Raw genomic sequence first — 21,536 nt, 5'->3', positions numbered from 1 at the left:
ACCATGCCGATAGGCGAAAATGGTGGAGTGGGCGGACGGAAGATGCGAGTCGTGATCGCCGGAGCGGGCAACGTGGGCCGCTCCGTGGCGCGTGAGTTGCTCGACAATAGCCACAAGGTCTTGTTGATCGAGCAGTTGCACCGGCGGTACGAGCCGCACACGGTGCCCGACGCCGATTGGTTGCTGGCCGACGCCTGCGAGCTCTCCGCGATGGAGGGCGCCGGGATCGAAACCGCCGACGTGCTGATCGCCGCCACCGGTGACGACAAGTCGAATCTGGTGGTCGGATTGCTGGCCAAGTCCGAGTTCGGCGTGCCGCGGGTGGTCGCCCGGATCAACGACATCCGCAACCAGTGGCTGTTCGGCCAGGACTGGGGCATCGACGTCGCGGTCTCGACACCGGGCTCGTTGGTGTCCGGCGTCGAGGGCGCAATCGACGTCGGACATATGGTGCGGTTGATGACACTGCGCGGCGGCCGGGTAGAGCTGACCAAACTCACGCTGCCGGAAGACAACCCGGTAGTCGGTCAGCGGGTGGACCGCCTGGACTTGCCGGTGGACACCGCGCTGGTCACCGTCGTCCGCGGAAACAAGGTCAGGATGCCCACCCCCGACGATGTGCTCGAAGCCGGCGACGAGCTGTTGTTCACCGCCAACCGCACCTCGGAGAATTCACTGCTCGCCGCGATCCACGGCGGGGAGTTCCTGCGGGAAGTGGTTTCCGAGGAGCCGTGACGGGCGGCGATCTCGCCGTTGACGAAGGGTCGCGTTATGCGACTTTCGGTGGTGGCTGTGGTTGGAAGGGTTGGTACCACCACCATTCCGCGCGTTCCCCGGTCGGTCCGGGGCACGGCGGGACATCAGGTGGGGGTGTTGTGGGTGGGCGGGCCAGCGACCCGTCGTGTAACCGCTGTCCGGCGCTGTCGGTGACCACCAGCCGGTCGGCGGGCCCGGTGATGGTGATGCCGCCCCGATGGTGCAGGCGGTGGTGATACGGGCAGACGAGTACGAGGTTGTGAAGTTCGGTGGGTCCGCCGTCTTCCCAGTGTCGGATGTGGTGGGCGTGCAAACCACGGGTAGCCCCGCAGCCAGGAACCCGACAGCCCTGGTCGCGGTGCTCCAGGGCCCGGCGCAGTCGGCGGCTGATCTGACGAGTGGTGCGTCCGGAGCCGATCACCTGGCCAGACCGCTCAAACCAGACTTCACAGGTGGCGTCACACAGCAGGTCGCGTCGTTCATCGTCGGTCAGCAGCGGACCCAGATGCAGTGTGGCGACGGGCTTGTCGCCATCCTTGTCGAGATCGAGATGCACCACTGCGGTGGTGTGCTGCCCGTGTGGACGGCGTGCCGCCTCGATATCCCAGCCGGTCTCGACCAGGCTCATGAACGCATCCACACTGGTGGGGAATGGCGGTGCCTCGACCTCACCGTCGGGTTCGCTGTCATCGGTGTCGTGATCGCGTTTCCAGTCCGCGACCAATCCGTCATGATGGGACTGGCGGGCGGCGTCGAACTTCGCCGCCTCCAACCGGGTCAACCGGATCCGATAGGTCGTGTACTCACCCTCGTCGGTTTTGGTGATCGACCGCCCCGGATCGGGACCCGGCTCTAATTCCGATTCGGGCTCGCGGCGGGGCTCCAGCTTGACCGCGGTACGCAACTGATCGACCGTCGCTACCGCCGCCAACTCCGCGTAATGCGTATCGGATCCGTCGGCGGCTTTCTCGGCGATCACCCCCACCTGATCCAGCGACAACCGACCCTCACACAGCCCCTGCACGCAGCGGGGAAACTCGTCGAGTCGCCGCGCCACCGCCACCACGACCTCGGCATTGCGTGGGGTGACGCCGGTTTTCCAGGCCATCAACGCCTTCATCGAGCGGGCACCGGTCATGCCCCACAACTCATCACGGTCGATCTCGGCCGCGATCTCCACGATGCGGCCGTCGATCGCATTGCGTTGACCGGTCAGCTCCTCCAACTCCCCGAACAACCCCTCCAGCCGCTGTGCAGGGCTCACCTCACCATCGAAAGCGGCTGCGGTCGAAGACATAACGTCATTGTCTCAAGGGGGTACGACAAGTTTTGTGCTCAGCGACGGAGCGCGCTCTAGGCTGATGCGCATGGACGCCGAAGACGCCGAAGCACCGGAACGCCGGCTGGTGATCAGGGTCAACTCGAACGCCAAGATGTCGCGCGGCAAGGCCGCCGCGCACGCCGTGCATGCCGCACTCAAGCTCTACGGCATCGAATACGAGCACCCGGTCATCGTGATCGGGGGCAAGCCTGATGAGATTCTGGCGCAGACGGTGCATGTGCGTGACGCCGGTCGCACCGAGTTGGAACCCGGCACATTGACCGCGGGGGCGAGCTGGGAGTACAAGGACCAGGCGGAGTCCGAGGGGCCGGAGTAGCGGCTAACTGTCGTGACCCGTTGCCGCAGTGTAGTCGCCGGCCGCGGGGCGAGCGAAGGTCCGACCGAGGTAGTCGCGGAGTTCGTGGACATTGCAATCGAGCAGTGCGACGTAACCGTCGGGACGCACGAGCGTGAGCCCCCCGTATCCCGCCTGAGCGGTGTCGTGCCTGACATCGATCAGCTCCGCATGAGGCCCGATTGCGGCATGGAGTCCGGGCGGCTCCGGACCGGAATGCAGCAGCGTGAACCTGGATGAGTCGAGCACGTTGATGCGCGGGAATCGGTCGCCGACTGCCAGGTGCGTGTCATTGGCACCTCCGGTGCGATCGCGGTACGACACGTCGAGCTGGGTCAGTGCGCGCTGCAAGACGCGCTGGACGGCCGGCCGGGCGGTGACATGTGGCGCCAGATGGCGACGGGCGGCGGCGGCAATTGGGTTGCGCAACAGGGTCATCCGGGTTGCCCTCCGAGTTCCCTTCACCAGTCGGTGTGCCACCGGGGAGCGTTCGGCCGCATAACTGTCGAGTATCTCCGGCGCAGCTTGACCGTGCACCACAGCCGCTAGTTTCCAGCCAAGGTTGAACGCGTCCTGGATGCCGGTGTTCATTCCCTGCCCGCCCACCACAGAGTGCACATGCGCTGCGTCGCCGGCGAGGAAGACCCGCCCGACAGAATGCCGGGCCACCTTGCGTTGGTTGATGCGAAATCGGCCGGCATAGGTGATCTCGGAGATGCGGGCCCCGGCCGGCGCGCACCGTTCCACGGCGGTCTGCAGCTCCTCGAAAGTTACTCCCCCCACGGGGGATTGGCTGGGTCCGTACGCGATGGTGAGGCGGTGCAGGCCGGCGGGCATCGGAAAGAACGCGACGAACCGGCCCGGTTGAGGAACGAGTAGAACACGTCACAGCGCAATGACCAGTCCATCTGGACGTCGGCGACGGCGAAGTTCTCCTCAAATGCAGCGCCGACGAACGGCACGCCGAGCTGACGCCGCACGCTGCTGTGTGCGCCGTCGCAGCCGATGACCCACGACGCGTGGGCTTCTTTCGTCGTTCCGTCACGCCGCAGACCGACCCGGACGTCGTCGGGGGCGTGGGCGAGTGTGGTCAGTTCGACGCCGTGTTCGACGGTGACGCCGTGGTCGGCCAGCCGGGCGGTCAGGAGTTCCTCGACCTGGGGTTGCGGCACCATCAGCAGGTAGGGGTGCGGGGTGTCCAAGGTGTGGATGTCTAGATGCAGGAATCGTTTTCCCTCACTGAAGACGTTGAATTCAGTGACCGGAACGCCTTTGGCCACGGCGGCGTCGGCAAGATCCAGCTTCTCGAACAGCTCGAGGGTCCTGGGTTGGACGCCGAGTGCGCGGGTTTCGGTCGTCGGCGCCGCGGCGGCGTCGACGATGCGGACGCCGACGCCCCGCCTTGCCAGCTCGAGCGCCATGGTGAGTCCGGTCGGTCCGGCACCGACGACAAGGACCTGTGTGGTCATGACGTGCCGTGCCGCGCTGCGGAATCAATGGTGGAGTACTGCGGAACCCACGCGGTTGAGCGCGGAATCCACCGCGGAACGTTGTGCCGGAACTCGTCGTACTGGGCGCCGAACCGCCTGCGGAGGTGGGGTTCCTCGAAGGCTGGAATCGCGATCACGGTCAGCGTGCAGAACAGCGCGAACCAACCGAGGAGCCAGGGTGAGGCCGTGGCCACTGCGGTACCGAGTTGGATGCAGAACACCGCGGTCATCATCGGGTTGCGGACGTGGCGGTACGGACCTTGAACGACCAGGTTGACCGGAGATCCGATGGCCAGGGCTCCTTTTCCGATGCGGTCGAACAGGATCACCGTCCAGACCAGGAACCACAGCCCGAACGCGATCAACGCTGCGCCCGCGAGGGTGAGCAGTAGACCCGAAGTCGTGGTCAGGTCAGGGGGTTTCACGCCGGTCAGCCAGATGATGAGGCCCGGAATGAAGATCGTCATCGTGGCGGGGGCGATGAGCACCGAGATGGTGTGTCGCCACCAGAGTCGCCGTTGGGTCATGTCGCACTCCTTTCTTCAACGACTGTTGAAGAAAACGTTACGCCTCGGCTTCCACATAGGTCAACGGTTGTTGAACTAAACTTCGCGCCATGTCGGAGACCCGGCGGAGCGGCCGGTGGCGCACCGGCCAACAGAACAAGCAGCGGATTATCGACGCCGCGCGCGAACGCTTCATGCGTGACGGTTATGAGCGCGCGACGGTGCGGGGGATCGCCACCGATGCCGGTGTGGATGTCGCGATGGTCTACTACTTCTTCGGCAACAAGGAGGGCCTGTTCACCGCGTCGGTACTCGACACCCCCCAACACCCGTTGCATCAGCTGGCGAATCTGCTCGACGAGGGAACCGGCGACATCGGCGCACGCCTGATCCGTGATGTCATTGGCCGGTGGGACGAGGGCTGGTCCTTCGACCCCTTGCTGACGGTGTGGCGATCGGCGGGAATTCAACCGTTGGCACGCAAGCTCTTACACGATTCTCTGGCGGGGCCGGTGGCTCAGCGGGTTGCTGGGGAATTCGGCGTCGACAATGCCGAGCTACGCGTCGAGTTGGTGACCGTCCACCTGGTCGGTCTGGCCTTCGCCCGCTATCAACTCAAGATCGAGCCGCTGGCCTCGGCCGGCATAGACGATCTGGTCGCCTGGATGGGGCCGGCCGTCCAGCGCTACCTGACCGATCCGAATCCGTAGCTGCAGCCGTCCGCGCAGCACCGCGACGAACGGCCGCGGGTCGGCGCGGCCATCGCGCCGGAACGGCATGGAGTCGCGGGACGCGCTGATCCACTCCTCACGGGTCAGGTCGTCGAGAGACAAGCGGCGTCCGGCCCGGTGGGCGAGAAGATGCAGCAGCAGGGTTCCGGTGCGTCCGTTGCCTTCCCGGAAGGGGTGGATCTGGTTGTAGTCGGCATAGATTCGGGCCAGCCGATAGGACAGCGTGCCGTCATCGATCTCGGTGCCCTCGTCGACGAGCCTGCTGATCTCGACCTGCAGTGCTTCCAGGGCGCGTGGAATCCGTGCGCACGAGCCGAACATGCTGTCGCCCTTGCGCAGTTCGACGATGCGTGGCTCGCCCGCCCAGGCGTACACGTCCCCGAACACATGCCGGTGCAGCGACCGGATGTCCAGATCGGTGTCGTGGGCATGCAGGTGGACCTGCAGGATCCGGCCCGCGGTCGCCACGTATTCCAGCTGTGCGAGCAGCGCGGCATCCTGTATACCGAAGTTGTTGCGCAGCAACGTTGTTCCCGGGGTGAAGTACGGCCTACGCCGGGCGAACACCCGCCGGCGCGGCGGTGGGGCAGTGGTGGGGAGCTGCGGCCCGAGGTACTCGCCGAAACTTACCGCGCCGGCGAGCAGAGCGGTCAGGGAGGCGATCTGTTCGGCCGTGGGTTGCCAGCCTTCCAGCCGCTCGGCGGCGATGGTCTGGGTCAGGGCGTGGCACCCGACCTCGGGCTTGGTGGTTACCACGTGGAGAACGTCGAGGTCGACGCCAGGTAGTCGAGTTTTCGCCGGACTCCGGTGAGTTCACGGTCGATGCTGCGCAGCGCGGTGCGGTCCTGCGGTGACAGATCCGACATCTCGACACGCTCGTCGACGTGGTCCTCGGTACCGTCGGGGTTCCAGCGTGCGGCCCGCAGCCGCCACCGGATGCTGGATCCGATCGCGTGACATTTCGCCAGCACCCTGGCGTCATCGGGATCGAGATAGCGGGTGCCGGCGGCGGACGCGATCCGCTCGGTGGTGGGCAGCGCGTCGGATCCGCAACTGAGCGCGGCCCAGCGCGCGATCCGGACCACCGGGTCGACGGCGGCAAGTTTGACGTCGACGCGGCTGTCACCCGACGTCAGTACCCGCAGCCGGGACGGGATGTGGCCGCGGGTGAAGGTGGCATCCTGCAGCATCGCGGCCAGCGACGACGGTTGAGCCCGCGCCGCGATGCCGGCTTGATCGCGCAGATCGGGCGATGCCCCGAGGGGGACGGCGTCGGCCAGCAGACCGATCATCACCACGCCCCGGTCGGCGGAAGCATCGGCGGCCCACCGGCCGATGCCGATCGCCCACTCCTGGGCGGTCCGGTTGAAGCGCACCCGGGATGCGACCGCGCCGTTGTCGTCGGCACGGAAACCGCAACAGCCCAGCAGCTCATGCACATGAACCGCCTGAGCGAGGGCGGCGTCTGCTGGGACGTCGGGGCTGCGGACCACCAGGGTCTCCAGATCGGATCCGGGGAGTGCGTCGCCGCGGCCGACGCTGCCCGAGGCGTACCAACCGCCGCGGGGGTCCACCAATCGCGCCGCGGTCGTCAGTGCGGCACGGGCGACGGCCGACCACGCCGCGGCGAGCGAGGCGGCCCCGGCCCGGGCGTCGGCCACCTTCCGCACCGCATCGTGGGCGGCGGCGGTGGCCGCCACCAGCTCGCTCTCGCCGGCCGCTGACGCAATACGCCGACGGGCATCGTCCAACGCAGCCACAGCCATGTCGGTGATTGTGACAGGACACCGGGCCGGTGAGGTTTCGGCAACGCAATGCTTACCGCTCGCTACATGAACGAAACACGCGGGTGACAGCTCGGACACGCCAAGAGGCTTATCTATCGAGTGACAGTTAAGAAGCTGGCAGCACCGCCCCCGAGCCTGAGAGAAATGCCTATGACCAGCAGCGCTACCGCGGGACGCGATGTGTCCGACCGTTTTGGCGACCACGACGACCTGGCCGAGTTCGGTTACGACCAGCAGTTGCACCGTCGGCTCGGCAAGTTCGAATCTTTTGCCGCGGGCTTCTCGTTCGTGTCCATCTTGACCACGATCTTCCAGTTGTTCGGCCTGGGATTCGGCTTCGGTGGTCCCGCCTTCTTCTGGACGTGGCCCGCGGTGTTCCTCGGCCAGTTCCTGGTGGCGCTGTGCTTCGCCGAACTGGCCGCGCGCTACCCGATCTCGGGGGCCATCTACCAATGGTCCCGCCGGATGGGCGGCGAGGTGATCGGCTGGTTCGGCGGCTGGTTCATGATCCTGGCCCAGATCGTCACCGCCTCGGCCGCGGCGATCGCGCTACAGGTGGTGCTCCCCACGATCTGGTCCGGCTTCCAGGTCATCGGCGAGGACCCGGCCCTGACCTCACCGAGCGGGGCGGCCAACGCGGTCCTGCTCGGCACGGTGCTGCTGGTGCTCACCACCACGATCAACTGCCTTGGCGTCAAATGGATGTCGCGGGTCAACAGCGCGGGGGTGATCTGCGAGATCGTCGGTGTCATCGCCGTCATCGGAGTGTTCTTCACCCACGCACAGCGTGGACCGCAAGTGGTGTTCGACACCGGTCACGCCGGAGGGCAACCCGGCTATGTCTGGGCCTGGATCATGTCGGGGCTGATGGCCGCCTACGTCATGGTCGGCTTCGGGTCGGCGGGCGAGTTGGCCGAGGAGACCCGCAATCCCCGCCGGGTCGCGCCCCGCACCATCCGGATGGCGTTGTCGGTCTCGGCGCTCGGTGGCGGGCTGATGATTCTGGGTGCGCTGATGGCCGCCCCGAGCCTGACCGATGGCAGGCTGGCCACCGAGGGACTGCCGTACGTACTCGACACCGTGTTGTCCTCACCGTGGGGAACGGTGTTGCTGGTCGACGTGTGCATCGCGATCACCATCTGCACCTTGGCAATTCAGACCGCAGCTTCCCGACTGATGTTCTCGATGGCCCGCGACGGACGGCTGCCGGCATCGGCGATCCTGTCGAAGGTCAACAGCCGCACCGGAACCCCGATCTGGCCGTCGGTGCTCATCGGTCTGCTGTGCATCGGCGTGCTGCTGGTCAATGTCGGCAATTCGGCGATCTTCGCGACCCTGGCCAGCGTCTGCATCATCCTGATCTACCTGGCCTACCTGATGGTGACCGCGCCACTGCTGTACCGACGCATCAAAGGCTGGCCTGCTCAACGCAACCAGGTCGACGCCGAAGGGCTACCGCTGTTCTCGCTCGGCAAGTTCGGCATCGCGGTCAACGTCCTGGCGGTGCTCTACGGCACGGTGATGATCGTCAACCTCGGTTGGCCCCGAGCCGAGATCTTCAACCCCGGAGGGGACATGCCGATCCTGCAGTGGGCCGGTCCGCTGAGCATCGCGGCCGCGATAGTCCTCGGCGCACTCTGCTTCCCCCGCGGCAAGACCCACCCCAAACCCGTCACGATCGGAGCCTGCTGATGACCACTGCAACCACCGCCGGCGCCCGCGATCATGCCCGGGCCCAGGCCGGGACACTCACCGATTCGATGCCGGTCGTACCGGCCTCGGCGTGGCCCACACCGCCGCGGAACGTGTCTCCTGAGCAATTGACCTGGGCCGAAACGATTCCCGGCGGCCGCTACACCAGCAAGGTGCTGGCCCGCGGCACCCGGATGCGTCTGCGCGATGTGGACGGCACCGCGTGCGCCCATGTGCTGCTGTGGCGGGCCGACGCCCCCTGGGAGCGGCTCAACGTCGCCGACACGGTGAAAGTGCCCTGGCAGGCCTATCTTTCGACGGGCCACCCGCTACTCAGTGACCAGGGCAGGGTGCTGGCCACCCTGGTGTCAGACACCTCCGGCCACCACGACGCCCTGTGCGGAACCAGCACCCTGACCGGCAACGCAACCAAATACGGTGCGGGCGAGGTGGAGTCGGCCAGCCCCGCCGGGCGCGAACTGCTCGCGCTGGCCGCGCTCAAGAACGGGCTGACCCGCCGCGACGTGGCACCGAGCGTGTCGTTCTTCCACGGTGTGCGGGTCGACCTCGACGGCACGTTGGTGTCCACCGGGTCGGCCGGTGCCGGCACCGACGTCGAACTGGTCACCCACCTGCCACTGATCGTGGCGATCGCCAATACCGCCCATCCATTGGATCCGGCACCGCAGTTCACCGTCGGCTCGCTCGAGGTGCTGGCCTGGTCGGCGCCCGGTGACCTCGCCGAGATCGGTGCAGGAGTCAGTGACCGCGACCCCGAATACCAACGCGCCTACCTGAATTCCGAAGATGTCTGGAGTGCCCGATGACCGTCACCGCCACCCACACCCTGGTCGATGAAATCGTCGCGCCCCGCGCCCCCTGGTCGAAGATCGTGCGCGCCGGAGACGTGCTCACCATCGTCGACCTGCACGGCAACCAGGCTGTGGACACCCTGTTCTACGGGGCCGAGGACCACACCGTGCGCTACAGCGCCCCGGTCACGATCACGGCTCAGGGCAACATCTTCCTGAGTACCGGATCGGTGCTGCGCGACAGCGACGGTGCACCGATGCTGACCATCGTCGACGACGAGGTCGGCAACCATGACACCCTCGGCGGGGCCTGCTCGCAGGAATCGAACACCCTGCGCTACGGACACCACACCAAACACCAGCACGCCTGCGTGGAGAACTTCATCGGCGAGGGTGCCCGCTGGGGACTGACCAAGGCCGACATCGTCAGCAACATCAACTTCTTCATGAACGTCCCGGTGGATCCGGACGGCGCGTTGGGCATCGTCGACGGCCTGTCGGCTCCGGGCAAGACCGTGTCGTTGCGCGCCGAGATCGACACCCTGGTGCTGGTGTCGAACTGTCCGCAGATCAACAACCCCTGCAATGGGTTTGACCCCACCGCCGTGCGAATGATCGTGACCCGCCCATGACCACACTTGAGGTGATCCGGCCCGGCATGGCCACCACGGTGCAGGATTGGCCGGGGCGGACCGGCTACTGGCAGATCGGGGTGCCGCCGTCGGGACCGATGGACGACGTGTCCTTCCGGTTGGCCAACGTCGCGGTGGGCAATCCGGAGGGCGCTCCAGGTCTGGAGGCCACGATGGGTGGACCGGCGGTGCAGTTCGACACCGACACCTGGGTGTGTGTCACCGGTGCGCCCGCGCCGGTGACCGTCGACGGGACGCGGGTCGCGCAGTGGGTGCCCGTCCTGGTCAAGGCCGGTCAGGTCCTGGACGTGGGAATGGTCGACGGCCCGGGCCTGCGCGTCTACATCGCGATGGCCGGCGGACTGCAAGCCGACGAATACCTGGGCAGTGCATCGACATTCACCCTCGGCCGGTTCGGTGGGCACGAGGGCCGGGTGCTGGCGGTGGGGGACAAGCTCGAAACTGCTGATGCGGCGGTGGGAACCCGGCGGCGCATCCTGTTCGAGGAACAGCCGGCCATCGGTAACCACTGGTACATCGCGGTGACCGTCGGCCCGCACAGCGCACCGGAGTTCTTCACGCGCAACGATATCCACACGCTCCTCAACCACGACTACCAGGTGCACTTCAACTCCGACCGCACCGGCGTCCGGCTGATCGGGCCGAAGCCGGAATGGGCCCGCCCCGACGGCGGGGAAGCCGGACTGCATCCGTCGAACATCCACGACAACGCCTATTCGGTGGGCTCACTCGACTTCACCGGGGACACCCCGATCCTGCTCGGCCCGGACGGTCCGAGCCTCGGCGGTTTCGTCTGCCCGGTCACCGTCACTGCCGCCGACCGTTGGAAGCTGGGCCAACTCGCCCCGGGTGCCACCATCCGGTTCGTCCCCGTGCAGGCATCGGCGGCGCCACAACCCGCTACTCTCGGCCCGGGCCGCCGCGCTTCGATCCCCGCGGTGTTCTCCGCCGGCGGTGACGAGGACGACGGAATCATCGCCGGCACCACCTCATCCGATGGCACGACGGCAGTCACTTACCGCCGGATCGGGGACGACAATGTCCTGGTCGAGTACGGCGAGATGCGACTGGACCTGGCGCTGCGGGCCCGAGCCCACGCGCTGCACCACGCGCTGGAACAACACCGGCCCGACGGGCTGATCGACCTCACACCCGGGATCCGTTCGCTGCAGGTCAAGGTGGACCCGGCCCGGCTCCCGCAGGCCAAGCTGGTGCCGCTGCTGGCCGAGCTCGAAGCCTCGCTACCTGCCGCGCAGGATCTCGTGGTGCCCAGTCGCACCGTGCGGTTGCCGCTGAGCTGGGATGACCCGTCGACGCGGGAAGCGATCGACCGCTATATGCACGGGGTGCGCGCCGATGCGCCGTGGTGTCCGTGGAACATCGAGTTCATCCGGCGGATGAACGGCCTGGCCTCGGTCGACGACGTGCACCGAATCGTTTACGACGCCGAGTATCTGGTGGTCGGGCTCGGTGACGTCTACCTGGGAGCACCGGTGGCCACGCCGCTGGATCCGCGTCACCGTCTGGTGACGACCAAGTACAACCCGGCGCGGACCTGGACCCCGGAGAACGCGGTCGGTATCGGTGGGGCATACCTGTGCATCTACGGGATGGAGGGACCGGGCGGATACCAGTTCGTCGGCCGCACCACCCAGATCTGGAACCACCGTCACCCGCTGGTGGCCCAAGGCTTCGATCCCGAACACCCCTGGCTGTTACGGTTTTTCGACCGCATCCAGTGGTATCCGGTGTCCGCCGAGGAGCTGTCGGACCTGCGCGCCGATATGGCCGCCGGACGCGGTCAGGTCGAGATCACCGACGGAACATTCTCGCTTGCCGAGCACGAGCAGTTCCTGGCCGCCAATGCCGAGGACATCGCGGTGACCCGCGCGACGATGGAAGCGGCGCGCGGTGAGGAGCGCGAGCGTTGGGCGGCGGCAGGAGAATTCGTACGAAAGGAGTCCGTGTGAGCAAGATTGCCGAGATCTACCGGAACATCGAAGCCAGCGGACGCGACGAGGTGTTCATCCACCTACGTCCGCAGGCTGAGGTGGAGGACGAACACCGTGTGGCGCTTGCCGGTGACGGCCGACTGGCCGGGCTGGTGCTGGCGGTCAAGGACAACGTGGACGTGGCCGGCATCCCGACCACTGCGGCGTGCCCAGATTTCAGTTATCTTCCCGATGCCGACGCACCGGCGGTGACCGCTCTCAAGGCCGCCGGTGCTGTCGTCATCGGGAAGACCAACCTTGACCAGTTCGCCACCGGATTGGTCGGGATCCGCAGTCCCTATGGCGCCGTGCGGGATTCCCGCCGGCCGGACTACATCTCCGGCGGGTCGAGTTCGGGGTCGGCGGTGGCCGTCGCGCTCGGCTTCGCCGATATCGCGATCGGCACCGACACGGCAGGGTCGGGTCGCGTCCCGGCCGGACTGCAGGGCATCGTCGGAATCAAGGCCACGGTCGGCCTGGTCTCCACCGAGGGGGTCGTCCCGGCCTGCGCGAGCTATGACTGTGTGACGATCTTCGCCGCCGACCTGGCCACCGCGCAGTCGGCGATGGCCGTGATGAGTGCCGGTGCGCCGCAACGGCCGTGGCCGACCGATGTTCCCTTCGCTGCGGCGGTGACTCCCAGAATCGCGATCCCGGACACCTTGCCCGGGCTCGATGACGGATGGCGGGCCGCGTTCGACGCCGCCGTACGCCAGGCGAACGACGCGGGATTCGACACGGTCCCGATTCCGATGGATGACTTCTTCGCCGCGGCCGGCCTGCTTTACAGCGGCGCACTTGTCGCCGAAAGGTGGGATGCGGTAGGGGAGTTCGTCAGCGCGGCCGGTTCTGACGTGCGGCTGGACCCGACCGTGGCGGCGATCATCACCGCGGCGGGCTCGCATCCGGCCGCCGATCTCTTGCGGGACCGGCGGCGGGTCGAGGAGCTCCGCGTGAAAGCCGTGGCCCAGCTCGCCGGCTGTCACGCACTCATGGTCCCGACGGCTCCCGAGCATCCGCGCATCGACGAGGTCGCGGCGGACCCGGTCGCGGTGAACTCCCGGATGGGTCGGTACACGAACTTCTGCAACCTCTTCGACATGTGCGCCGTCGCGGTTCCCGCCGGCACGGTGTCCGATGGCGCGCAGTTCGGAATCACCTTGCTGGCACCGGGATTTCACGACGGCGTCATCGCCGATCTGGCAGCCCGGTTCGTCGACGGTGCCTCGGCCGAGACCTGGCCCGAGTCGGGCGGTGCGCCGCTGACCGAGCTTGCGGTGTTCGGTGCGCATCTGCGCGGGCAGCCACTGGAGCACCAGCTCACCGGGCGGGGCGCGCGCTGGGCCGGTCCCATCACCACGGCCCCCCACTACCGCCTGTTTGCGCTCGACACGGTTCCGCCCAAACCGGGCCTGATCCGCGTCTACGAGGACGGGGCACCCATCGTCGGTGAGCGGTGGCTGTTGTCCCCGGCCGCGCTGGGCGAGTTCTTGGCTGAGTTACCCGCGCCGATGTTGCTCGGGAAGGTGGAGCTCGACGACGGCCGCTGGATCACCGGTTTCGGTTGTGACCACATCGCTCCCACACAAGGTCGGGACATCACCGAATACCGGGGTTGGTTGGCTGCGATGGCGTGAGGCGGAAGAGACGACCTCGTCTGGGGATGAACTCCGCGCTGGGGATAACTCGTCGTTCCGCGGGGTTGGTTGTCGGTGTGCAGCGAGACGGTTGTCGCAATCATTCCTGCGAACAAGGGACGCGACATGGGTAACCGAGCCAACTTTGTGATTGTCGAAAACGGTGAATGGCAGCTGTATTACTCCCATTGGGCGGGTTGCCGAATGCTCGATGCGCTTGCCTTCGGCCCGGAATTCGCGTTGCGTTACGTCAAGGCGCTGGAGGCGTTGCCACGCACCGACTGGACGTGTCCGTTGTGGTCTGACGGCGGCGCGGTCATCGATGTAGACCGCAAGCGGCTCCTGTTCTTCGGTGATGAACTCATGTGTGACATGCCGATCCGGCGTGCGATGTTCGTGGTACTGATTGCGATGTGGCCCGACTACGAAGTCGGATGGGCCTATGGCGGGACTCACGAACTCGCGAGCTATGTGGGCGCCGACTGCAAGTGGGACGACGACCTTCGCGGCCCCGACCTGAAACTGGCGCGCAAACACGGCACCGGTCCATGTCAAGTGGTGTCGATGATCGACACCGCCGGCCACCTGCGGTTGTGGCCGCTGTGGTGGGGAGTGAGTTCCGCCCGACATGGGTCAGGCCTCATGGAATTGCTTCCGGGCAAGGGTTTTGCGCGTTTGCGTCTCGGTCAGATTCCGGTTGGTGGGGTTCACATTGATGCCGGCAGGCGACGTATTGGTGTCTGGTACACCGACGAACCACAGAACGTGTTCCACCGGCTGCCGCACCTGTGGGCAGGGTGGCAGACCGAATGCTGGGACGACCGCTACGAGGAGCATGCCGCACGATGCGGTGGCGCACTGCGACTGCCTACATTGGATCTCGCGGAAGGCGTCGTCAGCGGTCGAGACTGGATACATAAGCGCGTATTCGAAAGTTTCGAGGATTCGCCGGCAGGTGCCATTCTGCGGATTGCCAGTCTCGTTTCACCGCTCGCTCCTGGCCTGCAGGTCAGTGCCGAGGCCGTCACGGGTGCACCCGCACGTCCAACACCGGCTCAGTGGCGCAGGTTCGAAGACGCATGCTCGCGCGTCAGCCTATATATTGAGAGTTCCTGATGTATATATCGGAGGTGTCCATGACCAAGCGGCTGATCGACATCGATGACGCGCTACTGGCCGCTGCTCAGCGAGAGCTCGAAACGACTGGAATCGCGGACACCGTCCGGTCGGCATTGCGTCTCGCATCAACACGATCGGCCCGCGTGCGGCAGGCGGATTGGCTCGCCGCCGGCGGACTGTCCGCCCTGGCGCAGCGACGTGACCGGGACGAGGTATGGCGCTGACGGCACGGTTCCTCATCGACACCAGTGCCGCCGCACGGATGGCACACCCGGAGGTGTCGGAACGGCTCCGACCGTTGGTCGAAGCGGGGCTGGTGGCCACCTGTGCGGTGCTTGAAGCCGAAGCGCTTTTCAGCGCCCGGTCGGCGGATGAGTACGCGCAGTTGCGCGCGGACCGGCGCGCTGCGTACGAGTATCTGCCGACCGACGATGAGCATTGGCAGTCGGCCTTTGATGCGCAATTCCGTTTGGCGCAAGCCGGCCGGCATCGCTCGGTGGGTATTTCCGACCTGTTGACGTCCGTGATCGCAAGTCGTCACCGGTTGACGGTGGTGCATTACGACGCGGACTTTGAGATTGCGGCATCGGTACTGGATTTCGACCAAATATGGGTGGCTGCCCCGGGAAGGTATTGAGTGACAGGCCGATCGGCGGGTCAGCCGCCGGGCACGATCAACGAGACCATCGTCTCGAGCTGACGGGCCATCTGCCGGTAACTCATCGCGCCGGATTGTGCCTGCAGCAGTGCGCCCCAGAACACCGATTCCAGGGTGGCGAGTACCTCCGGCCAGGCTCCGCCGCCCAGGGCCGTCGAGATGCGGCGGGTGACCTCTGCGGCGATCCGCCCGCGCACGTCGTAGACGATCTCGTCATCGGTGCTCATCAAGGCGTGAGTGCAGGCACGTGCCAAGCGAGGTTCATCGGCCATCAACAGCGTGAGTGCCGTGAGCTGCTCAACGACTCGGCTGGTCGCACCGGCAGCGGGATCGACGTCGAGCGGCAGCTGAATGACCCGGTCCAGGTAGAGCTCGGCGAATACCACCTCGATGCATGGGAAGTGTGCGTAGAGCGCGGCGGGTGCCAGCTTCGCGCGCGCGGCCAGGGCCGGCACCGAGACATCGTTGTGCGCGTCGAGAAGTTGTGTTGCCGCACCGAAGACACGACGCTGCGTGCGGATGCGTCGACCCTGTGCGTCGTGGAGATGGGTGACCGTAGGCACTGCTGGCCTGGACATGTGTCCAAGGTATCGATCGGCGGAGCGATTGGCAATCAATCAGTGAAACTGCACGTAATTGACTCATATTCAGCGGTGTCATCTGTGCAGTTCGATCATCGGTGAAAATGCGAGCGAGACATTCGGGTCGATAAACCGGACATGTGTCCAGTAGGATCTGCCCAGATCTGAAAGGGGAGGTCGATGGCTTATGTGATCACGCAGAACTGCTGCAAGGACGCCAGCTGTGTTCCGGTGTGCCCGGTGGACTGCATCCGTCCTGCCGAGGGCGGGCTGGATTCCGCGTCGGCCGAGATGCTGTACATCGATCCGGAATCGTGCATCGACTGCGGCGCGTGCTACGAGGAATGCCCGGTCGGCGCGATCTACTACGACGAGGACCTGCCCGGGGAACTGCAGCGGTTCAAGGACCTCAATGCCGCCTATTTCGAGCGCCATCCGCTCGAACCGGTGACCGTACCGGCGCCGACTTCCCGCGCAGTGGTTGAAGCCGGATCACTGCGGGTGGCGATCGTCGGATCGGGTCCGGCCGCCTGCTACGCCGCCGCCGAGCTGATCGACGTCGACGGTGTGGAGATCAACCTGTTCGAGCGGCTGCCCACGCCGTTCGGTCTGATCCGGGCGGGCGTGGCACCGGACCACCAACACACCAAGTCGGTGGTCGACATCTTCGAGCGGGTGTTCACCAGCCCGCGGTTCGCCGGCCATTTCAACGTCGAGGTCGGCCGCACCATCAACCACGACGAGCTGCTGGCCCATCACCACGCGGTGATCTACGCGGTGGGTGCGGCCACCAGCCGGCGATTGGGTATCGATGGCGAGGATCTCCTCGGTCACCACGCCGCGGCCGAGTTCGTCGGCTGGTACAACGGGCATCCCGACCACGCCGCGCACCAGTTCGACCTGTCGGGCGAGCGCGCGGTCATCGTCGGCAACGGCAACGTCGCGCTCGATGTCGCCCGGGTGCTGTTGATGGACAGGGCCGCGCTCGAGGCCACCGATATTGCCCAGCACGCCCTGGATGCCTTGGCCGACAGCGCAATCCGGGAAGTGGTGATCCTGGCACGCCGCGGCATCGGGCACGCCGCGTTCTCGGCGGGGGAGTTCCTGGCTCTGGGGCATCTCGACGGGGTCGACGTGATCGTGGACCCGCAGGACCTACCGGCCGATGACGAATATGACGACGTCGAGACCTCGTTCAAGTTGGCTGTCGCGCGCGAATACGCCCAACGCAGCCCGACTCCCGGGAACAGGCGGGTGGTGTTCCGATTCGGCACCACCCCGGTCGCCATCCACGGAACCGATCGTGCCGGAGGGCTGGAGGTCGGCAGCGACGTCCGCGGTACCGAGGTGATCGAGACGTCGCTGATCCTGCGGTCGATCGGCTACCGCGGCCTGCCCGTCTCCGGGCTGCCCTACGACGACGACTCCGGGACCGTGCCCAACGACTCGGGCCGTGTCGTGCCCGGCACCTATGTGACGGGTTGGATCAAGCGCGGACCGAGCGGGGTGATCGGTACGAACCGGCTGTGCGCCGAGCAGACCGTGGCCCAGTTGTGGGCGGATGTCGATGCCGGCCTGTTGGCCCGTGAGGTCGAGGGCCGCGAGTCGCTCGATGCGCTGTTAGCGGCGCGGGGTGCCGAGCCGCTCGGCTGGCCGGGATGGCGTGCGATCGACGCCGCGGAACGGGACCGTGGCGTGCAGGCCGCACGGCCGCGGGTGAAGTTCGTGTCGGTCGAGGAGATGCTCAGCGCGGGCCTGCGCGGCTGATTTCGGCTTCGGTCTGCGGATCGGGGTCGCGGGGTGTGCGGGTCGCCCGCGTCATCAACACCAAATAGGCCGGCCGCTCAAGCCCGCGTCAACTCTGCGTAGCGGGCGACGTGGTAATCGGTTGAGCCGAACTCGTACTGCACCGCGGTGAGCCGCTTGAAGTAGTGACCGATCGCCAGTTCCTCCGTCATGCCCATGCCGCCGTGCAACTGCACGGAGTTCTGCCCGACGAAGCGCGCGGCCCGTCCGATGGTGGCCTTGGCCGCCGACACCGCCTTGGCCCGTTGCGCGGGCTCGGCATCGAGGTTCAGTACGGCGAGATAGACCGCCGCCGAAGCCTGTTCGACTTCCATGTGCATGTCGACCATCCGGTGCTGCAGCGCCTGGAAGCTGCCGATGGGAAGACCGAACTGCTGGCGTTGTTTGCAGTACTCCACCGTGTCGGCCAGCACCTTGCGCATTCCGCCGACGGCCTCGGCGCACACGGCCGCCGCGCCCTCGTCACGGGCCAGCTCCAGCGACGGCCAGGCCTGACCCTCGGTGCCCAGCAACGCCCCGGCAGGCAACCGAACGTCGGCGAACGTCAGGTCCGACGCCCTGCGGTCGTCCACCGTCCGGTACGAGTGTGCGGTGAATCCCGTTGGCGGCGAGGCGATATCGACCAGGAACAGGGAGATTCCCTCGGTGTCGGCGCGTTCCCCCGAGGTACGTGCGGTCACCAGTAGGTGGGTGGCAAGGGGCGCGCTGACGGCCATGATCTTCGCACCGTCGAGCACCCACTCGTCACCGTCACGGCGCGCGGTGGTGGACACGTCACGCCAGTTGTCCCCAGACGTCGGCTCGGTGGCCGCCAGTGCGACGATCGCCGAACCCGCCACGATGTTCTCCAGCAGGGCCGCGGCGCCGGACCGGTGCAGCAGTCCGCCGGCGACGACCACGGTGTCGATGAACGGCTCGATCACCAGGGCATGACCCAAAGCTTGTGCGATGACCATGGTTTCGACCGGGCCGCCACCGATGCCACCGGCCTCCTCGGGCAGGGTGGCGCCCAGGATTCCCAGTTCGTCGGCGAAGCTGCGCCAGATCTCGGGCTGCCAGCCGGGGCCGGTCTTGGCCGCGGCCCGGCTGGATGCCAGGTCGTAGCGACTGGCCAAAAACTTGGTCAGCCCGTCGCGCAGCAGTTCCTGTTCGTTGGTCAGGTTGAAGTCCATCTAGAGCCCCAGTTCCGCCTTGGCGAGGATGTTTCGCTGAATTTCGTTGCTACCGGCATAGATCGAGCCGGCCCGGTCGTTGAAGTAGCGCAGTGGAGCGACCGCCTGCCAGGGCGCTCCGCTGTGATAGCCGTCGGCGGGTGGTTCGTAGTCGGCCACCGGGCCGCCCGGGAAGGTGGCGTGCGGCTGGTAGGCGCGGGCGAGCGGGCCCGCGGCCTCCATCGACAGTTCGGTCAATGTCTGGCTCAGTTCGGTGCTCAGGATCTTCAGCATCGACGATGCCGTGCCGGGATGACCGCCCTCGGCGACCGCGGCGAGCACCTGGTACTCCAGGATTTCCAGCACATCGGTGCGGAGTCGGGCGTCGGCAAGCCGACGGCTGAATGCCGGGTCGTCGATGAGCCGGCCACCGGACGGTCCGGGTTGCTCGGCGGCAACCGCGGCGATCTCGTCGCCCAGCACCTGAAGGGCCGGCGCGTTGGCGCCACCGCCGCGCTCGAATTCCAACAGGTACTTGGCCACCGTCCAGCCGTCGTCGATCGTGCCGATCACGTTGGCCTTCGGTACCCGGACCTCGTCGAAGAAGACCTGATTCTGGACCTCTTCGCCGGAAGTCATGACCAGCGGGCGGATTTCGATGCCGGGGGAGTTCATGTCGATCAGCACGAAAGTGATGCCCTGCTGCTTCTTGGCGCCCCGGGTGGTGCGTACCAGCGCGAACATCCAGTTGGCTTCCTGGGCGTGGGTGGTCCAGATCTTGCTGCCGGTGCAAATGAGGTCCCCGGCCGCTTCATCCACGACCGCGGCCATCGACAGCGCCGCCAGGTCCGAGCCGGCCTCGGGCTCGGAGTAGCCCTGGCAGAAGAACACGTCACCGGTCAGGATGCCGGGAAGGAAGTAGTCCTTCTGCGCCTGCGTGCCGAATTTGATGATGGCGTGGGCCACCATGCGGATGCCCATCGGCGAGAGTGACGGGGCACCGGCCAGGGTCGATTCGCGGCTGAAGATGTAATGCTGGGTCAAGCTCCAGTTGCAGCCGCCGTGTTCCACCGGCCACGCCGGGGCTGCCCATCCCCGCTCATGCAGGATCTTCTGCCAGGCCATGCTGGCGTCGTGATCGGCATACACGCTGGTCATCAACTGGCCCGCGCGCCGGAGTTCGGGAGTCAGATTCGTGGCGAGAAAGTCGCGAACCTCGTCGCGGAATTCCTGGTCGCTCGTCGACCACTTCAGGTCCATGCCTGCCCCTGTCTGCTGATGTCGCTCCACAGAGTAAACCTAGTTAGTCAAGTGGCGCAGGCCACCCCGCAACCTGCGGCCGACCCGATGCGAGTGCGATGCGGTCCGAGGTTGCTGGGTGGAGGTGGTGCCCGACCGAGGTCACAGGCGATAATCGAGGGCGTGGATCGTCGCCAAAGCGGTCAGGACCCCCAATCTCCGATGGCACTGCTGCAGAACCTTCCTGCCCTGGTGGTGCTGGAGAGGTTCCCGGTGCCGGTGTTGGCGATTGCCGAGGCCGGCACCATCCTGTTCGCCAACAGTGCCTTCGGCGAGATGGTGGGTCGCAGCACCGAGGACCTGATGAACATGCCGTTTGCCGGCGTGTTCCACGAGTTGCCGGCCGGTGCTTCGGCGGTCTCGGTGATGCGCGCTCATGCCGGTCTGCTCGTCGCGCTCATGCACCACGACGGGTCGGTCGTGCGGGCCCGGATGAGCAAATCGGCGCTACTGCGCGGTGATGATCCGGTTGCGTTGGCCACGTTCCAGGACCTCACCGAACAGCTGTGGGCCGACGAACTATAGGCGCTGGTCAACCGGCGGCTTGGGAGCGCCGCAGCGATTCCCGCGCCAGGAATTCCCGGAAGTAGCCCATCGAATCCGGGGCGACGATCGCGGGCAACAGCAGATCCCAGGTGTGCGCTACCCGGTCGCGAAAGTCGGTGCCGTTCGCTGTGGCGCGCGAGATGGCCTCGGCGCCCAGCATGGATCCCAGGATGACTCCGGCGGTGCCCACGAAGTCCAGGTTGTCCCGGAGATCGCCGTCCTCGGCAGCCTGGCTCAATTGCTCGGTGATCTCGTTGATCCAACTCATATAGACGTCGGTGGCGACGGCATTGATACCGCAGAACGTTCGCAGCAGCTGGACACCGATGCGGGCGATTTTGTCGGTACGCGTGAAATCGGCGACCTCGAACAGTGCGTGGATGGTGTTCTCCAGCGCCGGGGAAGGCGATTCGGTGACGGCCCGGAAGGTGGCCAGCGTTGCGCCGCAACCCTCGTCGATGATCGCCTCGGCCAGCGATTCCTTGGAATCGAAGTGGTAGTAGAACGCGCCCTTGGTCAGCTTGGCCCGCGCGATGATGTCTCCCAGCGCAGTCCCCGGATACCCCCGTTCGTTGAACAGGCCGACGGCCGCGGTGATGATCTTGTGCCGGGTCATCTCGGATCGGGCTTGACGTGCCATGGTGG

22 protein-coding genes and 1 pseudogene are annotated in these 21,536 nt (G+C 66.4%); 13 read left to right on the top strand and 10 right to left on the bottom strand.

All coding sequences use genetic code 11. The features are described from left to right. Positions 1-42 precede the first annotated feature (42 nt). Positions 43-735, top strand: coding sequence for a potassium channel family protein (locus tag G6N44_RS08640; protein WP_163663088.1), 693 nt, complete (start codon positions 43-45; stop codon positions 733-735). Positions 736-769: 34 nt separating this feature from the next. On the opposite strand, the gene G6N44_RS08635 is transcribed toward G6N44_RS08640, so the two are convergent. After that, positions 770-2,053 (bottom strand): HNH endonuclease signature motif containing protein, encoded by a 1,284-nt coding sequence (locus G6N44_RS08635; RefSeq protein ID WP_163663085.1) that lies wholly within the window; start codon positions 2,051-2,053, stop codon positions 770-772. A 70-nt stretch (positions 2,054-2,123) separates the two neighbouring features. Here G6N44_RS08635 and G6N44_RS08630 point away from each other — a divergent pair, with 70 nt between their 5' ends. Then, on the top strand, positions 2,124-2,414 hold the full coding sequence (locus G6N44_RS08630) for a hypothetical protein (protein WP_179964499.1): 291 nt from the start codon (positions 2,124-2,126) through the stop codon (positions 2,412-2,414). 3 nt (positions 2,415-2,417) lie between these two features. On the opposite strand, the gene G6N44_RS29760 is transcribed toward G6N44_RS08630, so the two are convergent. The 3 genes from G6N44_RS29760 to G6N44_RS08615 are packed head-to-tail and all read right to left on the bottom strand — an operon-like array spanning position 2,418 to position 4,449. Beyond that, the gene (locus G6N44_RS29760; RefSeq protein WP_308213820.1) at positions 2,418-3,215 is read right to left on the bottom strand and encodes an FAD-dependent monooxygenase; all 798 of its coding nucleotides are present in this window, start codon (positions 3,213-3,215) and stop codon (positions 2,418-2,420) included. Further along, complete coding sequence (locus tag G6N44_RS08620) at positions 3,203-3,901, bottom strand: FAD-dependent oxidoreductase (protein WP_163663077.1); 699 nt, start codon at positions 3,899-3,901, stop codon at positions 3,203-3,205. The genes G6N44_RS29760 and G6N44_RS08620 overlap by 13 nt, the downstream gene beginning before the upstream one ends. Beyond that, positions 3,898-4,449: a methyltransferase family protein gene (locus G6N44_RS08615; protein WP_163663074.1), complete on the bottom strand. Its 552-nt coding sequence runs from the start codon at positions 4,447-4,449 to the stop codon at positions 3,898-3,900. Before G6N44_RS08615 ends, G6N44_RS08620 begins: the two co-directional genes overlap by 4 nt. Positions 4,450-4,538: 89 nt before the next feature. Here G6N44_RS08615 and G6N44_RS08610 point away from each other — a divergent pair, with 89 nt between their 5' ends. Continuing rightward, a complete protein-coding gene (locus G6N44_RS08610) occupies positions 4,539-5,138 on the top strand; it encodes a TetR/AcrR family transcriptional regulator (protein ID WP_163663071.1) in 600 nt (199 codons plus the stop codon). A gap of 204 nt (positions 5,139-5,342) precedes the next feature. Here G6N44_RS08610 and G6N44_RS29420 read toward each other — a convergent pair. Both G6N44_RS29420 and G6N44_RS08600 read right to left on the bottom strand, forming a co-directional pair. Then, positions 5,343-5,534 (bottom strand): annotated as a pseudogene (locus G6N44_RS29420) (Fic/DOC family protein); the annotation flags it as partial. Between the two features lie 374 nt (positions 5,535-5,908). After that, the gene (locus tag G6N44_RS08600; RefSeq protein WP_163663069.1) at positions 5,909-6,925 is read right to left on the bottom strand and encodes a putative nucleotidyltransferase substrate binding domain-containing protein; all 1,017 of its coding nucleotides are present in this window, start codon (positions 6,923-6,925) and stop codon (positions 5,909-5,911) included. A gap of 171 nt (positions 6,926-7,096) precedes the next feature. On the opposite strand from G6N44_RS08600, the gene G6N44_RS08595 reads away from it, so the two are divergent. From G6N44_RS08595 to G6N44_RS08560, 8 genes are all read left to right on the top strand, one after another. Then, a complete protein-coding gene (locus G6N44_RS08595) occupies positions 7,097-8,638 on the top strand; it encodes an amino acid permease (protein ID WP_163663066.1) in 1,542 nt (513 codons plus the stop codon). Further along, positions 8,638-9,465, top strand: coding sequence for an urea amidolyase associated protein UAAP1 (locus G6N44_RS08590; protein ID WP_163663063.1), 828 nt, complete (start codon positions 8,638-8,640; stop codon positions 9,463-9,465). The genes G6N44_RS08595 and G6N44_RS08590 overlap by 1 nt, the downstream gene beginning before the upstream one ends. After that, the gene (locus G6N44_RS08585; RefSeq protein ID WP_163663060.1) at positions 9,462-10,082 is read left to right on the top strand and encodes an urea amidolyase associated protein UAAP2; all 621 of its coding nucleotides are present in this window, start codon (positions 9,462-9,464) and stop codon (positions 10,080-10,082) included. The genes G6N44_RS08590 and G6N44_RS08585 overlap by 4 nt, the downstream gene beginning before the upstream one ends. Then, positions 10,079-12,073: a 5-oxoprolinase/urea amidolyase family protein gene (locus tag G6N44_RS08580; protein WP_163663057.1), complete on the top strand. Its 1,995-nt coding sequence runs from the start codon at positions 10,079-10,081 to the stop codon at positions 12,071-12,073. Before G6N44_RS08585 ends, G6N44_RS08580 begins: the two co-directional genes overlap by 4 nt. Next, a complete protein-coding gene (gene atzF, locus G6N44_RS08575) occupies positions 12,070-13,731 on the top strand; it encodes an allophanate hydrolase (RefSeq protein ID WP_163663053.1) in 1,662 nt (553 codons plus the stop codon). The genes G6N44_RS08580 and atzF overlap by 4 nt, the downstream gene beginning before the upstream one ends. Positions 13,732-13,857: 126 nt before the next feature. Further along, positions 13,858-14,847 carry a hypothetical protein gene (locus tag G6N44_RS29415; protein ID WP_170309386.1) on the top strand — a complete coding sequence of 330 codons (990 nt, stop codon included), beginning with the start codon at positions 13,858-13,860 and terminating at the stop codon, positions 14,845-14,847. A 20-nt stretch (positions 14,848-14,867) separates the two neighbouring features. Beyond that, entirely contained in the window at positions 14,868-15,074 is a 207-nt protein-coding gene (locus G6N44_RS08565) for a DUF2191 domain-containing protein (RefSeq protein WP_163663050.1), read from the top strand. Beyond that, the gene (locus G6N44_RS08560) at positions 15,065-15,487 is read left to right on the top strand and encodes a PIN domain-containing protein (RefSeq protein WP_163663047.1); all 423 of its coding nucleotides are present in this window, start codon (positions 15,065-15,067) and stop codon (positions 15,485-15,487) included. The genes G6N44_RS08565 and G6N44_RS08560 overlap by 10 nt, the downstream gene beginning before the upstream one ends. Before the next feature lie 20 nt (positions 15,488-15,507). On the opposite strand, the gene G6N44_RS08555 is transcribed toward G6N44_RS08560, so the two are convergent. After that, a complete protein-coding gene (locus tag G6N44_RS08555; RefSeq protein ID WP_235682979.1) occupies positions 15,508-16,086 on the bottom strand; it encodes a TetR family transcriptional regulator in 579 nt (192 codons plus the stop codon). Between the two features lie 183 nt (positions 16,087-16,269). On the opposite strand from G6N44_RS08555, the gene G6N44_RS08550 reads away from it, so the two are divergent. Continuing rightward, positions 16,270-17,856, top strand: a complete 1,587-nt coding sequence (locus G6N44_RS08550) for an FAD-dependent oxidoreductase (protein ID WP_163663045.1) — start codon at positions 16,270-16,272, stop codon at positions 17,854-17,856. 77 nt (positions 17,857-17,933) lie between these two features. Here G6N44_RS08550 and G6N44_RS08545 read toward each other — a convergent pair whose 3' ends face one another. Together G6N44_RS08545 and G6N44_RS08540 are read right to left on the bottom strand one after the other, a co-directional pair. Next, the gene (locus tag G6N44_RS08545) at positions 17,934-19,067 is read right to left on the bottom strand and encodes an acyl-CoA dehydrogenase family protein (protein WP_163663042.1); all 1,134 of its coding nucleotides are present in this window, start codon (positions 19,065-19,067) and stop codon (positions 17,934-17,936) included. Then, positions 19,068-20,306, bottom strand: coding sequence for an acyl-CoA dehydrogenase family protein (locus G6N44_RS08540; RefSeq protein ID WP_163663039.1), 1,239 nt, complete (start codon positions 20,304-20,306; stop codon positions 19,068-19,070). A gap of 162 nt (positions 20,307-20,468) precedes the next feature. On the opposite strand from G6N44_RS08540, the gene G6N44_RS08535 reads away from it, so the two are divergent. After that, on the top strand, positions 20,469-20,870 hold the full coding sequence (locus tag G6N44_RS08535) for a PAS domain-containing protein (protein ID WP_163663037.1): 402 nt from the start codon (positions 20,469-20,471) through the stop codon (positions 20,868-20,870). 7 nt (positions 20,871-20,877) lie between these two features. Here the strand turns inward: G6N44_RS08535 and G6N44_RS08530 are convergent, their stop codons facing one another. Further along, positions 20,878-21,531, bottom strand: a complete 654-nt coding sequence (locus G6N44_RS08530; RefSeq protein ID WP_163663034.1) for a TetR family transcriptional regulator — start codon at positions 21,529-21,531, stop codon at positions 20,878-20,880. Positions 21,532-21,536: the final 5 nt, after the last annotated feature.

The sequence above is a fragment of the Mycolicibacterium alvei genome, from assembly GCF_010727325.1.
Taxonomy (GTDB): Bacteria; Actinomycetota; Actinomycetes; order Mycobacteriales; family Mycobacteriaceae; genus Mycobacterium; species Mycobacterium alvei.
This window is presented reverse-complemented; position numbering and strand designations above follow the sequence as displayed.

Coding starts and splice junctions, on each gene's coding strand:
- G6N44_RS08610 (WP_163663071.1), top strand. CDS start 4,539: ATGTCGGAGACCCGGCGGAGCGGCCGGTGGCGCACCGGCCAACAGAAC.
- G6N44_RS08635 (WP_163663085.1), bottom strand. CDS start 2,053: ATGTCTTCGACCGCAGCCGCTTTCGATGGTGAGGTGAGCCCTGCACAG.
- G6N44_RS08580 (WP_163663057.1), top strand. CDS start 10,079: ATGACCACACTTGAGGTGATCCGGCCCGGCATGGCCACCACGGTGCAG.
- G6N44_RS08555 (WP_235682979.1), bottom strand. CDS start 16,086: ATGTCCAGGCCAGCAGTGCCTACGGTCACCCATCTCCACGACGCACAG.
- G6N44_RS08565 (WP_163663050.1), top strand. CDS start 14,868: ATGACCAAGCGGCTGATCGACATCGATGACGCGCTACTGGCCGCTGCT.
- G6N44_RS08600 (WP_163663069.1), bottom strand. CDS start 6,925: ATGGCTGTGGCTGCGTTGGACGATGCCCGTCGGCGTATTGCGTCAGCG.
- G6N44_RS29415 (WP_170309386.1), top strand. CDS start 13,858: ATGGGTAACCGAGCCAACTTTGTGATTGTCGAAAACGGTGAATGGCAG.
- G6N44_RS08585 (WP_163663060.1), top strand. CDS start 9,462: ATGACCGTCACCGCCACCCACACCCTGGTCGATGAAATCGTCGCGCCC.
- G6N44_RS08540 (WP_163663039.1), bottom strand. CDS start 20,306: ATGGACCTGAAGTGGTCGACGAGCGACCAGGAATTCCGCGACGAGGTT.
- G6N44_RS08530 (WP_163663034.1), bottom strand. CDS start 21,531: ATGGCACGTCAAGCCCGATCCGAGATGACCCGGCACAAGATCATCACC.
- G6N44_RS08545 (WP_163663042.1), bottom strand. CDS start 19,067: ATGGACTTCAACCTGACCAACGAACAGGAACTGCTGCGCGACGGGCTG.
- G6N44_RS08595 (WP_163663066.1), top strand. CDS start 7,097: ATGACCAGCAGCGCTACCGCGGGACGCGATGTGTCCGACCGTTTTGGC.
- G6N44_RS08630 (WP_179964499.1), top strand. CDS start 2,124: ATGGACGCCGAAGACGCCGAAGCACCGGAACGCCGGCTGGTGATCAGG.
- G6N44_RS08550 (WP_163663045.1), top strand. CDS start 16,270: ATGGCTTATGTGATCACGCAGAACTGCTGCAAGGACGCCAGCTGTGTT.
- G6N44_RS08560 (WP_163663047.1), top strand. CDS start 15,065: ATGGCGCTGACGGCACGGTTCCTCATCGACACCAGTGCCGCCGCACGG.
- G6N44_RS08620 (WP_163663077.1), bottom strand. CDS start 3,901: ATGACCACACAGGTCCTTGTCGTCGGTGCCGGACCGACCGGACTCACC.
- G6N44_RS08615 (WP_163663074.1), bottom strand. CDS start 4,449: ATGACCCAACGGCGACTCTGGTGGCGACACACCATCTCGGTGCTCATC.
- G6N44_RS08640 (WP_163663088.1), top strand. CDS start 43: ATGCGAGTCGTGATCGCCGGAGCGGGCAACGTGGGCCGCTCCGTGGCG.
- G6N44_RS08590 (WP_163663063.1), top strand. CDS start 8,638: ATGACCACTGCAACCACCGCCGGCGCCCGCGATCATGCCCGGGCCCAG.